Origin of the sequence: Pseudoalteromonas rubra, assembly GCF_005887115.1 — a bacterium.
GTDB classification, from domain to species: domain Bacteria; phylum Pseudomonadota; class Gammaproteobacteria; order Enterobacterales; family Alteromonadaceae; genus Pseudoalteromonas; species Pseudoalteromonas rubra_F.
In genome coordinates this window covers 135,376-150,877 of record NZ_PNCJ01000008.1, presented here as the reverse complement: position 1 = coordinate 150,877, position 15,502 = coordinate 135,376, and the positions used below count along the sequence as shown (strand labels likewise).

The 15,502-nt window shown below is 48.2% G+C and carries 13 protein-coding genes; 6 read left to right on the top strand and 7 right to left on the bottom strand.

The features are described 5' to 3' along the window. Positions 1 to 143: 143 nt before the first annotated feature. Entirely contained in the window at positions 144 to 1,058 is a 915-nt protein-coding gene (locus CWB98_RS05675) for a Dyp-type peroxidase (protein WP_138543954.1), read from the top strand. Between the two features lie 6 nt (positions 1,059 to 1,064). On the opposite strand, the gene argR is transcribed toward CWB98_RS05675, so the two are convergent. Continuing rightward, complete coding sequence (gene argR, locus CWB98_RS05670) at positions 1,065 to 1,532, bottom strand: transcriptional regulator ArgR (RefSeq protein WP_054014583.1); 468 nt, start codon at positions 1,530 to 1,532, stop codon at positions 1,065 to 1,067. Positions 1,533 to 1,805: 273 nt separating this feature from the next. On the opposite strand from argR, the gene mdh reads away from it, so the two are divergent. Further along, positions 1,806 to 2,738, top strand: a complete 933-nt coding sequence (gene mdh / locus CWB98_RS05665) for a malate dehydrogenase (RefSeq protein WP_054014584.1) — start codon at positions 1,806 to 1,808, stop codon at positions 2,736 to 2,738. Between the two features lie 89 nt (positions 2,739 to 2,827). Here mdh and serA read toward each other — a convergent pair whose 3' ends face one another. The 5 genes from serA to CWB98_RS05640 all read right to left on the bottom strand — a co-directional run bounded on the left by serA (position 2,828) and on the right by CWB98_RS05640 (position 7,776). After that, complete coding sequence (gene serA, locus CWB98_RS05660; protein ID WP_138543953.1) at positions 2,828 to 4,057, bottom strand: phosphoglycerate dehydrogenase; 1,230 nt, start codon at positions 4,055 to 4,057, stop codon at positions 2,828 to 2,830. Positions 4,058 to 4,069: 12 nt separating this feature from the next. Further along, a complete protein-coding gene (gene rpiA, locus CWB98_RS05655; protein WP_138543952.1) occupies positions 4,070 to 4,723 on the bottom strand; it encodes a ribose-5-phosphate isomerase RpiA in 654 nt (217 codons plus the stop codon). A 146-nt stretch (positions 4,724 to 4,869) separates the two neighbouring features. Then, on the bottom strand, positions 4,870 to 5,487 hold the full coding sequence (locus CWB98_RS05650) for a 5-formyltetrahydrofolate cyclo-ligase (protein WP_138543951.1): 618 nt from the start codon (positions 5,485 to 5,487) through the stop codon (positions 4,870 to 4,872). Then, on the bottom strand, positions 5,487 to 6,023 hold the full coding sequence (locus CWB98_RS05645; RefSeq protein ID WP_138543950.1) for a hypothetical protein: 537 nt from the start codon (positions 6,021 to 6,023) through the stop codon (positions 5,487 to 5,489). Before CWB98_RS05645 ends, CWB98_RS05650 begins: the two co-directional genes overlap by 1 nt. A gap of 226 nt (positions 6,024 to 6,249) precedes the next feature. Then, positions 6,250 to 7,776 carry a S10 family peptidase gene (locus CWB98_RS05640; protein WP_138543949.1) on the bottom strand — a complete coding sequence of 509 codons (1,527 nt, stop codon included), beginning with the start codon at positions 7,774 to 7,776 and terminating at the stop codon, positions 6,250 to 6,252. Between the two features lie 337 nt (positions 7,777 to 8,113). On the opposite strand from CWB98_RS05640, the gene CWB98_RS05635 reads away from it, so the two are divergent. The 4 genes from CWB98_RS05635 to mrcB all read left to right on the top strand — a co-directional run bounded on the left by CWB98_RS05635 (position 8,114) and on the right by mrcB (position 13,570). After that, the gene (locus CWB98_RS05635) at positions 8,114 to 9,349 is read left to right on the top strand and encodes a GGDEF domain-containing response regulator (protein WP_138543948.1); all 1,236 of its coding nucleotides are present in this window, start codon (positions 8,114 to 8,116) and stop codon (positions 9,347 to 9,349) included. Between the two features lie 192 nt (positions 9,350 to 9,541). Next, a complete protein-coding gene (locus CWB98_RS05630; RefSeq protein ID WP_138543947.1) occupies positions 9,542 to 9,880 on the top strand; it encodes a P-II family nitrogen regulator in 339 nt (112 codons plus the stop codon). A gap of 11 nt (positions 9,881 to 9,891) precedes the next feature. Then, entirely contained in the window at positions 9,892 to 11,121 is a 1,230-nt protein-coding gene (locus CWB98_RS05625) for an ammonium transporter (protein ID WP_138543946.1), read from the top strand. A gap of 106 nt (positions 11,122 to 11,227) precedes the next feature. Further along, the gene (gene mrcB, locus CWB98_RS05620; RefSeq protein ID WP_138543945.1) at positions 11,228 to 13,570 is read left to right on the top strand and encodes a penicillin-binding protein 1B; all 2,343 of its coding nucleotides are present in this window, start codon (positions 11,228 to 11,230) and stop codon (positions 13,568 to 13,570) included. 22 nt (positions 13,571 to 13,592) lie between these two features. On the opposite strand, the gene CWB98_RS05615 is transcribed toward mrcB, so the two are convergent. Continuing rightward, positions 13,593 to 15,434 carry a methyl-accepting chemotaxis protein gene (locus tag CWB98_RS05615; protein ID WP_138543944.1) on the bottom strand — a complete coding sequence of 614 codons (1,842 nt, stop codon included), beginning with the start codon at positions 15,432 to 15,434 and terminating at the stop codon, positions 13,593 to 13,595. Positions 15,435 to 15,502: the final 68 nt, after the last annotated feature.

The window sequence follows — 15,502 nt, the reverse complement described above, 5'->3', positions numbered from 1 at the left end:
ACAATGAAGGGGCTCAACCGCATCTTTCAGGGCTCAGTATGGCGGGTTTTTATGTCAGATGTTATACCAATTTGCTCCTTCGAATTGAATAAGTATTAAGTGAAATTGGTATTCGCGCGTTGATATAATGATAGGATGGGGTAATGGCGCAAGCACAATCCGGGATATGTGCCGAGGCAAATCTGCATGGTTTGCACTTATTTTTTAACGTACTGGATGGCCAGGATGAAGTCGTGCGCTCCGCGCTCAGTCAGGCTGGCAGGTTACAGGATGAACTCAGCGACCGTTTTTCTGAAGCTATGCTGAGCAGTTTTGTGGCCATTGGTGCACAATACTGGCCTCACATTTACCCAGAGTTTATTCCCCCCCAGCTTAAAAGCTTCCCCCTGATTAAAAGCAGTGAGCACTTGTGCCACAGCCAGCCCTTCGATCTACTTTATGTGATCCGCTCTGACAGAGAAGACGTTAATCACCTGTTTGCGCAAAGTGTACTGCATATGCTGGCGGGCAGTGTTGAGTTGGTTGCTCAGGTACGCGCATTTCGATTTCTCGATGGTCGTGATTTCAATGGCTTTGTCTATGGCGCCGATATCCCCCATGGACGCTTCAAACGCCAGGTTGCGCTGGTGAGCAATCCGGATGGCCTGGATGATCAGGGGAGTTACATTCATGTACAGCGTACTCAGTTTGATCTGGCCCGCTGGCAGGCGTTACCCTTATCGGATCAGGAACAGCTAATGGGACGTACCCGGCTGGACAATGAGTTGATTGAAGATGCACCCCCCTACAATCACGCTCGGCTCAACGAGATAAAAGACAGTGAAGGAAAGCCTTTGTTACTCAATCAGAGCATGCCGTATGGGGATGTTTATGAACAAGGCAGCCTGTGGCTCAGTTGTGCAGCGAAAGGCAATGCGTTTGAACAACTGCTGCATAGCCGCTTTGGGTTATGCGGTGACGGTGATTACGACCCGTTGTTGGACTATTCTCAGGGAGATATGGGGGCGGCGTTCTTTGCGCCATCGCTAAAATTTTTAAAGCAAATGGCGCACAAGTAATTCCTATCAGACGTTATCAAACAGGGTTTTCACACGCTCCAGAGTTTCATCAATTTCAGAGACCTTAGCAGGGGCAATAAAAATGGTATCATCACCGGCAATAGTCCCGAGCACGCCATCTGCAGAGCCTAAAGAGTCCAGTAGCCGGGCAATTAACTGAGCGGCTCCCGGGCTGGTGCGAATAATGATCATCATCTCATTATGTACTATGTCAATCACCAGCTGGCGCAGCGGGCTTTTGGCTGTAGGCACGCCCATTTCTGCCGGTAAACAATACACCATTTCCTGTTTGGCATTGCGGGTCCGGACAGCACCGAACTTGCTCAGCATACGAGAGACTTTGCTTTGGCTGATGTTATCGAATCCCTGCTCTTTTAGGGCATCGACTATTTCACCTTGAGAACCAAAATTTTCTTCTTTTAACAGGGCCTTGAAGGCTTTTACGAGGGCTTCTTGTTTTTCCTGCGGCTGCATACTCTGTACTTCTTTGTGACTCAACTGCTAGGATTTTACACAAAACCACCCTGTTACCCAAATTTATGCACGAGAAGTTTCTTCAAGCGCGGAATATTTCCTGTATGTGAAACCTGTATTGAGGCGTAAACCATTAGTAGCAGTATTTGTCGCGAACTTTACAACTATAGTCGAAAAAAAGACGAAAATTGCGCGGATAAATTTGTTTTTGGCGGCGCTTTTCATTATCTTTACAGCACATTTAATTCCACCTTCAAATTATGGAGAATTCCAATGAAAGTTGCTGTATTAGGTGCCGCTGGCGGTATCGGTCAAGCATTGTCTCTTTTGCTTAAAAACGGTTTGCCTGCTGGTTCTGAGCTTGCGCTATACGACGTAGCGCCAGTAGTACCTGGCGTAGCGGTTGATCTGTCTCACATCCCTACAGCGGTAAAAGTTGCTGGTTTTGGTAAAGATGACCTGGATGCAGCGCTGGTTGATGCAGACATCGTTCTGATCCCTGCGGGTATGCCACGTAAGCCGGGCATGGACCGTGCTGATCTGTTCAATGTGAATGCAGGCATCATCAAAACTTTGTCTGAAGGCATTGTTAAGAACTGTCCTAAAGCCCTGGTAGGTGTGATCACTAACCCAGTTAATGGCACTGTGCCAATCGTTGCTGAAGTGTTCAAAAAAGCAGGCACTTACGATCCGGCTCGTGTATTCGGTGTAACTACACTGGATGTTATCCGTGCAGAGACTTTCATCGCTGAGCTGAAAGGCCTGAACGTAAGCGACGTGAAAGTGCCAGTGATTGGTGGTCACTCAGGTACTACTATTCTGCCTCTGCTTTCTCAGGTTGAAGGTGCAGAGTTCTCTGATGAAGAAGTCGCTGCACTGACTAAGCGTATCCAGAATGCTGGTACTGAAGTGGTTGAAGCTAAAGCGGGTGGCGGTTCTGCAACTCTGTCTATGGGCGCAGCTGCGGCACGTTTCTGCTTCTCACTGGTTAAAGGCCTGCAAGGCGAAAACGTCGTTGAGTACGCGTACGTTGAAGGCAACACTGGCGATGCTACTTTCTTCGCACAACCTGTACGTCTTGGCAAAAATGGCGTAGAAGAGCTACTGCCATACGGCGAGCTGAGCGCGTTCGAGCAACAAGCAAAAGACGACATGCTGGCTACTCTTGAAAAAGACATCAAAGAAGGTGTTGATTTCATGGCATAATTGCCAGCTTGCTGAGCAATATTACTCAGTGTAAGAAATTAAAAAAGCCTGTCATTAGACAGGCTTTTTTGTGTCTGTTAACAAAGTCGTTAGTGCAGGATACGGGCACGAATGGTGCCTTCAACCGCGCTCAGCTCTTTTAATGCAACTTCGGAGTGATCGCTGTCGACATCAATCACCACGTAACCAATGCTTTCATCGGTTTGCAGATATTGGGCTGCGATATTAATACCATGTTGTGCGAAAGCCTGGTTAATTTGCGTCAGTACACCAGGGCGGTTCTCATGCACGTGCAGCAGACGACTTCGATTAGATAGTTCAGGAAGAGAGACTTCCGGGAAGTTCACCGCTGTGACGGTTGAGCCGTTGTCAGAGTACTTAGTTAGTTTACCGGCCACCTCTATCCCAATGTTTTCCTGCGCTTCCTGTGTAGAGCCGCCAACATGTGGCGTCAGAATCACATTGTCGAACTGGCGCAGTGGTGAGACAAACTCTTCGTCATTAGACTTAGGCTCGACCGGGAATACATCAATGGCAGCACCTGAGAGCTTACCCGCACTGAGCGCTTCAGCCAGGGCGTCGATATCCACTACAGTGCCGCGTGAGGCATTGATCAGGATCGCGCCTTGCTTCATCACCTCCAGCTCAGCCATACCAATCAGGTTCTTGGTTTGCGACGTTTCAGGCACGTGTAAACTCACCACATCAGCACGTTGTAATAGCTGAGTTAAGCTCTGAACCTGCTGTGCATTACCTAAGGTGAGTTTATCTTCGATGTCGTAAAATTCGACTTTCATACCGATGTTTTCAGCCATGATCCCCAGCTGGGTCCCTATGTGGCCATAGCCAATGATCCCCAGTGTTTTGCCGCGCGCTTCAAAGGAGCCAATAGCTGATTTGAACCATTCACCACGGTGTGCCATGGCATTGCGTTTTGGAATGCCCCGTAACAGTAGCAGGATCTCACCGAGTACCAGCTCAGCCACTGAGCGCGTATTAGAAAATGGGGCATTAAATACGGCAATACCGCGCTTTTTAGCCGCGTCCAGGTCAACCTGATTGGTGCCGATACAGAAGCAGCCAACCGCAACCAGCTTTTCAGCGGCTTCCAGCACGGTCTCACTCAGGTGAGTGCGTGAGCGGATCCCAACAAAGTGAACATTTTTGATTCGCTCAATCAGTTCACTTTCAGGTAGCGATGTCTTTACGTACTCGATATTGCTATAACCATTGCGCTTGAGTGTTTCAACTGCGCTTTGGTGTACGCCTTCCAACAATAAAATGCGAATTTTGTCCTTTGACAACGATACCTTACTCATGACTTATTCCTGTTACTTAATTTGTGGCCCCTCAGGGGTACCTGTAATGACGATGTTGGCGCCGCGCTGAGCGAACAGGCCATTGGTGACAACACCGACGATTTGATTAATTTTTTCTTCCAGTTCTGCTGCCTGAGTGATGGACAAGCCATGCACGTCTAAAATCACGTTGCCATTGTCCGTCACGACGCCCTGCCGATAGACAGGATCGCCTCCCAGCTTGAGTAACTCACGCGCCACATAGCTGCGTGCCATTGGGATCACTTCAACTGGTAAAGGGAACTGGCCCAATACGTCAACATGTTTAGTGTTGTCGACGATACAGACAAACTGTCTTGCAACCGCTGCCACTATCTTTTCGCGCGTCAGTGCTGCACCACCACCTTTGATCATCTGGTTGTGCGCATTGATTTCATCCGCACCATCCACATAGATGTCCAGATCAGAGACATCATTAAGCTCAAACACCTCGATCCCCAGCGCCTTCAGCTTTTCTGTGGAAGCCTCTGAGCTTGAAACCGCCCCCTTAATGGTATCTTTGATACTGCCTAATGCATCAATAAAGTGGTTTACGGTGGAACCTGTACCCACACCAACAACCGTACCAGCTTCGACATATTGTAATGCCGCCCAGGCAGCTGCTTTTTTCATTTCATCTTGAGTCATAACGCGATCACTGTTTTAGTTAATTATTGGTTCGCAATTATACGCCCAAAGCGCAGAAAAGTATGCCAGATGCCTTTAATAGAGGAATTAATGATCTGGCACTATATTGATGAATCAGTGGTGAAGAAAATACATTATCAATGTCTTTACCACTGATAGCATTTTTGCGGCGTGATTATGGTTGGTAAGGGCACGTCCCAGGCTTCTGTTGGCAATGCCGGAACTTTCTGACAGTCATGTGCCAGGCCAATTAACTTTGGTTGTTGCCAGTTCTCACGATAATAACGCGCCAGCGTGCGATCATAGTAGCCACCTCCCATACCGAGGCGATTGCCAGCGTCGTCAAACGCTACCAGTGGAAGCAGTAAATAGTCTAACTGCGCCAATGGGCAAATTTCGCTACAATTTAATTCTGGTTCTAAGATAGCATAGCGATTCTGCCTCATGGGTGAGTTTTTTTCATACTTCTGAAACAGCAAAGTGACTCCGCTAAAAGGGTGGATCACTGGCAGGAAAAGCGACATTCCTTTTGACCAAAGTGATTGAATTAAAAGGTTTGTTCTGAGTTCGCCATCGTTCTCTAGGTAGATCCCGATTCGGGCCTCTTTAGGTAACTCAGTGTGTTGAATAAAATTAATAGTCAGTTTTTCTTCTGCATCTTTTTGCTGTTCTTCTGAGAGGCTGTTACGAAATTTTCTAATGTCACTCCGTATTTTCTTCCTTGTAGTTGCAGTATTTTCATCTAAACGTGAATTTATTTTCATTACATTGGCACCAACTCTGGGAAAGCGAGGCTGATGCCTAAAACAACCAGCAGTAGCACCAACAGTGATAGCAGAATGTACAAGAGCTTTTTAGAGCGTTTAGGAGGTTCACTGTCCAACTCAAGTTCGCTGAACAGGGTTTCGTCTTCCCATTCATCCTCTTCACTTTGTTCGTTTTGTACTTGCTTGCCATCGATACGTTGCTCAAGTTCATCCAGCTTTTCTTCAATGCGGATCAGGCTGCTGGTGATGTAGTCCAGGGCATCAAAGACTCGTTCATTCGCGGCGTTTTGAGCGACTCCCGCTGCTGATGAGGTCTGTGCTTGTAGTTTGCTCTGGATACCGTATACCGCAAGTAACTTTGCCTGTTTAAGGCATTTCTGTTTATCTGCGGGACCAAACAAAGGTTTACCTGAGGTAAAGTCGGCAACCTTTTGCTCTGATACTTTTAACTTGGCTGCGAGTTGCTCTATGGCCGCCTGGCTGTCGGTACCGGGCTTAAAGCCAGAAAACACAACGCGAAATTGCTCGCTCATGAGGTTTCCTCACTATCTGTACTTCGGGCCCACGGCTTATTCTGATCCCTGCGATTTGTTGTTAACTTATTGCTGAGTAAGCGGAATAAAAAACATGGGCATCGTCAATCGTTGTTTTGAGTATACCTAACTTTTCTGATCAGTGTGTGAAGTTATCTGTGCGGGTCACGAGGCAAAGAACAACGGCGCCTCAGTTGGGCGCCGTATTGTCGTCATTCAGCCGGAATCAATATTTCGCTGATTGGTTGTATTTGAGCGAGTCGGTGATGAATTCTCGCAGGTCCTGATTGGCCTGGGTGAGGTCAGGACGACGCAGGTACATCATGTGACCGGAACGATAGCCCTTAAAGCGCAATCTGTCCTGCATTTTTCCACTGGGATCAAGGTGCCAGAGGTTGTACTTGCCATCAAAGTAGTTGGTGGCACCGTCATAGTAACCAGACTGCACCATCACGTTCAGGTATGGGTTTTTCGCCATCGACAATCGCAGTTGTTCCCCAACGTCGTTATTGTTGCGGTCCCAGGGTCGTACATCGCCAAACATATTGTATTTTATGTCGGTTTTATAATTCAGCTCGAAGCGGAAATAATGATTGATTGCCGGTGTGAATGCGTGCAACCAGGCATCCAATTCCGGCCAGTAATCTGGACCTTCACCCGCCTCTCGTTTATCAATCCCGAGGTAGCGAGAGTCCAGGCGACCAACAGTATAACCGCGTTCGCGTAACAACTCCTTCCAGAAGGCATGGTTGGGAATGTCGAGGTTATTTTGCAGTACGAACTGCTCTGATAGTCCACTGAAGTGTGCGACTTTTTTCGCAACTTCCTGGCGAGCCTGTTCACTCAGCATCGCCCCTTTGGCCAAAGCGGGCAGGTAGTGGTCGAGTGTATAGGCTTCGACCTGCTCAAGTACGTTCAGCAGATCCTGATTCTGCAGCTCTTCAGAGAGCGCATTGTGATACCAGGCAGTTGCGGCGAAATATGGCAGGCGATTGGCACTTTTTACTGGACCCTGACGTTTAATACCAATATCTGTGGGAGAAACCAGTACAACCCCATTGAGAAATAACCATTGCTTGTTTTGTAGCTCATGGGCTAAGCCGGAGACGCGGGTTGTGCCGTAGCTTTCGCCTATCAAAAATTTTGGAGAGAGTGCACGTCCATTGCGGTTAATGAAGGTATTCAGCCACCTGGCCAGATACTCGATGTCTGCATTCACACCAAAAAAGCGTTTTTGCAGAGTCTGTTTGTCGGCCATAGTGCCATCTTGTTCAGGTAGCACGCGTGAGTAGCCCGTATTGACTGGGTTAACAAACAGGATATCGGCTACATCCAGCACAGAGTCCGGGTTATCTTTCAAACCATATGGCTGCATCGGGTAGCCTTCATCGTCTATTTTCAGCACTCGGGGGCCTGTGTAGGCTATGTGCATCCATACCGATGCTGAACCTGGCCCGCCATTAAATGAGATAAGCAACGGCCGAGTGGCGGGATCTTTGACGTTACTTTTTTTATAGTAAGTGTAGTGCAGAGTCGCAATAGGGTGGCCTTGCTTATCCCATACTGGTTGAGTGCCCGTGGTGGCCGTGTAGGCAAAGCGCGCTCCGTTAAAGGTGCCTTTGTGCTCGGTGATAACCTGCGCATCGATTTTTTGGGTTAAATGACCTTGGGTATCAGTTTGTGCAAGTCCTGTTTGCGGCAGCGTGGTGAGTAGAGTCGCAGTAAGTGCGAAAAGTAATGGCTTCAACAACATGTTCTTGTAATTTTTTGATGAAATGAATTGGCTTATTTAAGACGGATATTGTGGAGAATTCAAAGAACTTGAGACTAATAGCCAAAAAACAGGCTACGTGTTCCGTGTGTTAATTTTTATGGTCTGACTGGTTTCTTTTTTGTATTTTAAATGGCAGGAACGGGTGGAGGTTCAGCGTATGTTTGTTGCTGTCTGTTTACAATTTAATTGAGTCGTGAGTTTTTTTTGTCACAGAAATCGCGTATATTTAATCCTTATGTCTGTAGTATTAAAGTATTTAGCGCTGTTAAATTCTTGTATCTCTTCCCTTTTCTCGTAGTTTTAGTAGAGCATCGTAATGCAAAGAGTATTAATCGTCGAAGACAGTAAGGTTGTGCAGCAGATCCTACGCCACCTTGCGTCACAACACCTGGATGTGGAAATTGATTATGCCTGGTCACTGAAAGAGACCCAGGCATTGCTCGAGAGCCAACATTACACCCTGGCACTGGTGGATCTGACCTTACCTGATGCGCCGGACGGTGAAGTGGTTCAGTTAACTCTGAGCCGCAACGTTCCTACGGTGGTATTGACCTCCAAAATAGATGAATACAGTCGTCAGCAAATGCTTGAGATGGGGGTCGTGGACTATGTGATTAAAGATAATCGGGATTCCTATTTGTACGCCATCAAATTGGTATCGCGCTTGTTGCGTAACGAGGGGTGTCAGGCGCTGATTGCTGACGATTCTATGATCAGCCGTGCAGTCATGCGGCAAATGTTGGAGAAGCAACTGTTCACCGTATTCGAGGCTCAAGATGGTGAACAAGCGCTCAATATGCTCAATGCCAAGCCAGAGATAAAGCTCCTTTTGACTGACTACGCCATGCCAACTATGGACGGTTTTGAGTTGGTGAAAGCCGTGCGAAATAGCCGTGGGCGTGATGATTTGGCAATCATAGGTTTGTCTGGAGCGGGTAGTCACGGTTTATCAGCTAAGTTCATTAAATATGGTGCCAATGACTTTTTAACAAAGCCGTTTATGAACGAAGAGTTTCACTGCCGTGTAATGCAAACGATGGACCAGCTAAACCTGATCGCGGATATCAAAGAATATGCTCACCGGGACTTTCTGACGGGTCTCTATAATCGCCGCTATTTTTGTCAGCACATGGATAAGGTACTCAAAAATAAACCGGACCAGTTCACGCTGGCCTTGCTTGATCTGGACCATTTTAAGGCGATCAATGATCAGCATGGTCACCTTGGCGGTGACAAAGTCTTGTCCCAGGCAGCGGAATTGCTGAGTAGTTCATTTAACCATTGCTTAGTGGCTCGTGTGGGTGGAGAAGAGTTTGCAGTGCTGATGCCTGGCAATGACCTGAATGTGGCCAAAGACAGCTGTCAGGATTTTAGAGAGCGATTTGCAAATACTCAGTTTATGATCCAGGACGAGTCGCTGCACTGTACACTGAGTGTAGGGATCGCACGTTGCGATAAAGCGACACTCAGTGATGTCATGCGTGCGGCAGATAATGCATTGTACCGAGCTAAAGAAGCCCAACGAAACTGCGTCATGGTCAGTGAAAGCTAAATCGGCCCACGGCTAACTCACCTTTGCACCATTTCAAGTCAGACAACAAACAAGCGCACCAGTTCGGTGCGTTTGTCCTTTCTAAAACGTGATAAAAATATCTTAACCAAATAAAAAATAAAGACTTTTAGTTTTGGCACAAAGGTTGGATTACCCCCTGTGACAGGATCAGCTGCCCTGGGGGGGCAAATAATGAAAATGATAAGCGCAATAATTAAACCATTTAAGCTGGATGAAGTCCGCGAAGCCTTAGCCGAACTTGGCATTGAGGGCATGACCGTGGTTGATGTAAAGGGCTTTGGCCGTCAGCGTGGTCATACCGAGCTGTATCGTGGAGCCGAATATCAGGTTGACTTTATTCCTAAAATTAAGCTGGAAATTGCCACGCGCAGTGAAAATACCCAACGTGTTGTTGACGCTATCACTGAGATCGCCAGCACAGGCAAAATTGGTGACGGTAAAATCTTTGTTTATGACCTCGAACAGATAGTCCGGATCCGTACCGGTGAACTCGACGAAGAAGCGATTTAAGGGGCAAGACGATGGAAAACACGATAATAGAATTACAATTCTCTCTGAACACATTTTACTTTCTGGTCTCCGGTATTCTAGTGATGTGGATGGCCGCGGGGTTTGCCATGCTTGAAGCAGGGCTGGTTCGCTCCAAAAACACCACTGAAATCTTGACTAAAAATATCGCTCTGTATGCTATTGCCTGCACTATGTTTTTGCTGGTCGGTTATAACATTATGTATGTGGATAATATTGAAGGCGGAGTAGTACCTAACTTTGGCGCTTTGATTGGCAGCGCTGCGGCGGATGCGGACCATGCTCTTGAATCTGACTTTTTCTTTCAGGTCGTGTTTGTAGCCACGGCGATGTCGATTGTCTCTGGCGCGGTTGCAGAGCGCATGAAGCTCTGGGCATTTTTACTGTTTACAGTCGTCCTGACAGGCCTCATCTATCCGATTGAGGGATACTGGACATGGGGCGCCGGGTTTTTGTCTGAGATGGGTTTTGTAGACTTTGCGGGTTCTGCCATTGTGCATGGCGCCGGTGCAGCTGCCGCATTGGCTGGGGTGCTGCTGCTGGGAGCGCGAAAAGGTAAATATGGCAAGAATGGAGAGATTTATCCAATTCCAGGTTCAAACTTGCCATTGGCGACACTGGGCACCTTTATTTTATGGATGGGTTGGTTTGGCTTTAATGGTGGCTCTCAGTTATTTTTGGCTGATAAAAGTAACGCCATTGCAGTGAGTCAAATCATGGTTAATACGAATGCAGCGGCTGCGGCTGGTGCCATTGCGGCGTTGGTAGTGTGCAAACTGATGTGGAAAAAAGCGGACCTGACCATGATCTTAAATGGTGCGCTGGCAGGCTTGGTGACCATTACTGCTGAGCCTGCATCACCGACACCCATACTGGCCTGTATCCTTGGTATGTTGGGTGGATCTTTAGTGGTATTCAGCATTGTTGCATTGGATAAACTGCGCATTGATGACCCTGTTGGCGCGATCTCTGTTCATGGTGTGTGTGGTGCGCTGGGTATTATGATGGTGCCATTCTCCAATAGTGACGCCAGTTTTGCGACTCAAGCCATTGGTCTGGTGACTATTCTGGGCTTCGTATTCATAGCGTCATATATCGTCTGGGGTATGATCAAAACGCTGATGGGGATCCGTGTCGGGGAAGAAGAAGAGCTCAGTGGCATGGATCAGCATGACTGTGGTATTGATGCTTACCCGGAATTTGTGACCATTCGCAACAAGTAGTGAAGAAACAACCAAAAAGTGCGGCTCATCGCGCTTTTTGGTTTAAGCGAAAGTTAATCTGAGATAATCTAGCATCCATTAACTCTCAGCAAATATTCCATGGGCAATGGCAGACAATAAAAAAGCACCGAGCAAACCCCGCAAATCCCCACGTAAAACACCTGCCAAATCAGGCAAGAAAAAGACTGCCAAATCTGCAACGACAATAAAGCACCGTTTGAGTGCATTTCGTCGCCGGGTCCTGAGTTCGCTGTGGTCGTTGTGCTGGAAGCTGAGTCTGGCCATGGCGTTTGCCGTTGCCGGTTATGTGGTTTATCTCGATGCCAAAGTCAGTCGCCAATTTGAAGGCAATAAATGGCAACTTCCAGTACAGGTATACGCCAGGGCGATGTCGTTTTATTCGGATCAGTACCTTGCAGAGCAGGAGGTGATTTGGGAGCTGGAGCGGCTGAATTATTCACGTGTTAATCGTATTAGACATACGGGACAGTTCGTGGTTCAGGGGCGCACCATCACCGTTTATCGCCGTACTTTTGAGTTCCATGACGGGGTTGAACAGGCCCGTATATTCACGCTGAACTTTGCAGGGAAAAAGCTTGCCAGTATAGTTAATGAGCAGGGCAGGCGAATTCAGGCGGCAAGGCTGGAGCCTGTGCAAATTGCCCGGATAGGTAATGAAAGCCGTCAGGACAGGGAATTTGTACCACTGGCGAAGATGCCAGATATTCTCAAAGATACCTTGCTGGTTGTTGAAGACAGGGCGTTCTATGACCACCATGGGGTATCCGTTTGGTCAATCATGCGTGCCCTCTACCATAATATTCGTGCCGGACGCACTGTGCAGGGGGGCAGTACCCTGACCCAGCAACTGGCAAAGAACTTTTATCTGACCCGAGAGCGCTCTTTGCTGCGAAAAGTCAATGAGGCCTTTATCGCCCTTATTTTAGATTTCCGTTACAGCAAAGATGAGATCCTGGAAGCTTATCTCAACGAAGTCTATCTGGGACAGGCTTATAATCAGGGGGTGCATGGAATGGGTCTGGCTGCCGAGTTCTATTTTGCAAAGCCGGTCGATGAACTTGAGTTTGATCAGATTGCCATGCTGGTTGCTATGGTGAAAGGCCCTTCGTATTACAATCCACGCCGTTATCCGGAGCGCACGATGGAGCGACGCGATCTGGTCCTCAGGTTGATGGCTGAGAATGGCCTGATCACCACGAATGAATACCGCCAGGCGCTGGAGCGGCCCATCAGTATACAGCCATTAAAAGAAAGCCTGATGCAAACCTATCCGGGATACCTGGAATTGGTCAATCGCGAGTTACAACGTCTGTTACCGGACGAAAACGTGGTGAACGCCGGGATCCGGGTATTTACTTACTTCGATCTACAAAAACAGACGGCCATGGAAGATGCCATCAGTGAGGGGTTACCCTATCTTGAGCGACGTTTTTCGACGGCGCAACTGGAAGTGGGTATGGTTTCGGTGAACATTGAAAAAAGTGGTGTTTCTGCACTGGTCGCCGGGCGTCAGCTACGATACTCCGGGTTTAACCGGGTACTGGATACCCGCCGTAATGTGGGATCTCTGGTAAAGCCAGCTATTTACCTGTCAGCGCTGGAACAACCCCAGTATAATTTGGGCACTTTGCTTGAAGACGCTCCGCTGCAAGTCACCAATGCAGCTGGCAAAACCTGGCAACCGGAAAACTTTGACCACAAATTCCGGGGAGCCGTGCCGCTGTATCGTGCATTTAGTGAAAGTATTAACATCCCTGCTGTGAACCTGGGTCTGGATGTAGGCGTTGATTCGGTTGCCCAGACTATGCAACAGTTGGGAATAGATAGTGATATTCCTCTTTACCCTTCTATGTTGCTGGGCGCTGTTGAATTGTCGAGCTTTGATGTCGCACAGATGTACACGACACTGGCCGCCAATGGTCAGTATGCCTCACTCACGAGTATCTCTGCCATTACCAACACCACGGGCAAGCGTTTGTATCAGCATCACATTGCCCGGCAACCTCGCTTTTCTCAGGAAGCCATGTATATGACGCGTTATGGACTTAAAAGAGTAACAAAAAGCGGCACTGCAAAGCGCCTGAACCAGCATTTTCCGTCTGTTCAGTTGGCTGGTAAAACGGGAACAAGCAATGAGTTGAGAGACAGCTGGTTTGCGGGGTTCGATCATAATACCGTGACGGTGACCTGGGTCGGCCGTGACGACAATAAACCTGCAAAACTGACTGGGGGCCGAGGGGCGCTGGAACTCTACATTCGCTATTTAAAACCCCTGAACCCGCAGGCGATAGCGGATCAGCGTCCTCAGGGAATACGCTGGGCGTTCATCAATGAGCAAACCGGAGAGCAAGCGGCACCACATTGTGGCCCAACTATCCAGTTACCCATACGTATTGAGGAATTTAACCCACGCCCCGGGTGTGGTTAACCCGAAGGCTGGTTTCAATCAGTTACTCGGTTTTGAACTTAGCGATCAGCTGTTTTAACGTGGCCGCCATATTACTGAGTTTCTGAGCATCACTCTTTGTGGCCTCAGCCGAACTCAGGGTGTGGTCAGCAAGGTGGCTTATTTCACTTGACTCTGCCAGTGCCTGTTGCGTTGCAACAGCCTGGCGTTTTACCTGATCGCTGATCACATGACCCTGCTGGTCAATATCGGCCATACTTTGTTCAGCGGCGCTGAGTACCTGGTTTGTCTCATTCGCTGCACTGACACCTTGTTCCATTTTTTCGACACTGCTGAGCATTTTCTTTTGCGTATCATTCGAGGCTTGTTGTAATGAATGAATGATAGAGTGGATTTCTTCAGTCTGTTGTTGAGTCCTCTGCGCCAGAGTACGTACTTCGTCTGCCACAACGGCGAATCCGCGCCCTTGCTCGCCAGCCCGTGCCGCTTCTATGGCAGCGTTGAGTGCGAGCAGGTTGGTTTGCTCCGCAATTTCACTGATCCCCAGGCTAACCTTACTGATGTCCTGACTATCCTGGGCCAGCTTATCCAGCGCTATACGACTTTCTTCGAATTCTTGTTGCAATACCGTCATGTGCTCTGCCAGCCGGGTGGTATTTTCACTGCCCTGCTTGACCTGCTGCGCGGCAGTGGCGGCCAGCTCTGTGGCATGATGAGCTGAGTTTTCAACGGCATCCGCAGCATTGGCCATTTCACTGAGTGCCTGATGAACTGTCTGGATTTTAGCTTGTTGCTGTGCCACGTCTTCTCTGGTGTCCTGGCTTATCTGGCTGAGCTTATCTGTTGCGCCGTATAAGTCGGTTGATGTGGTTCTGACATTCCCCAGCAAGTGGACAAAGGCATCCAGCACGGCATTATACTGGCGCAAGATTTCGCTCAGCTCATCTTTGCCCCGAGGGACCGCTCTGACTGTTAGATTGCCCCTGGAGGCGTGTTGTGCTGACGCTGAAAACTCCGCAATGGTATCCACCACAGCAAAATAGAAACCGAGCATAAGATAAAGTGCTAATAGCAGGCTGAGCACAGAGGCCAGCGCCACCAGATTACGGATCCTGCGTTCGCTCGTCAGTTTGTTATCGAGGAGTGTTTTCAGTGTCGGCGTTGCTTCGTTGACCAGACCACTGAGTTGGGTCAGCACATCACGATGCGCGCTGTTAAATGCACTGTTGGTCAGCTCAATGTCATCGGGCTCAAGCAGTTTATCTTTGATGGCTCTGTGGTAGTTATCAAGTGAACGATTCAGCGCTGAAATTTTGTCTTTGAGACGTTTATTTACTTGTTTATTATGCGTTGTTGCCACGCCCAGTTTGTCGTTCAGCTGCGCTTTAACCAGTGGCAGGACTTTGTTTAGGTTAGACAGTGCGATAAACGAATCCGGCGTAAAACGGCCTCGACCAATGATATCAGTAGCTTGCTGAGCAATGCTGTTTACCTGGGCTATCACGTTTGGCAGGGATTCGACCAAAGAGCGATTGAGGTAAGAGCGGCTGAGATCATTGTCTATGGCGAGCTTAGATGTGATTGACAGGTGTTCCAGTTCATTACCTGGCTTTAGACCGGTGGCAAAAGGACTGCGTGCCAGCACCTGAGCATTACGCTGGGCTTGCTGGTTAAGTAGGTTTTCCAAAATAGGAGGATAAAATTGTAACCCGGCACGCTGTTGCTGACTGATCTGAATAGATTCGGTCAGGGTTGAGTTCAGAAAAAACAAGCTCAGACTGAGTGGTACCAAGAGAATACCAAATACCAGGCTGATTTTAGTTTTGTATTTTAGCTGTGCCATAAAAGCGATGGCTGGGCTGGCGGCTGATCTGAGTCCTGTCATAATGTTATCTTTGCTTATAAGTCACTGTTAGGAGACCGAGAATAAGCAAAGAATAGTTCAAAGCATCG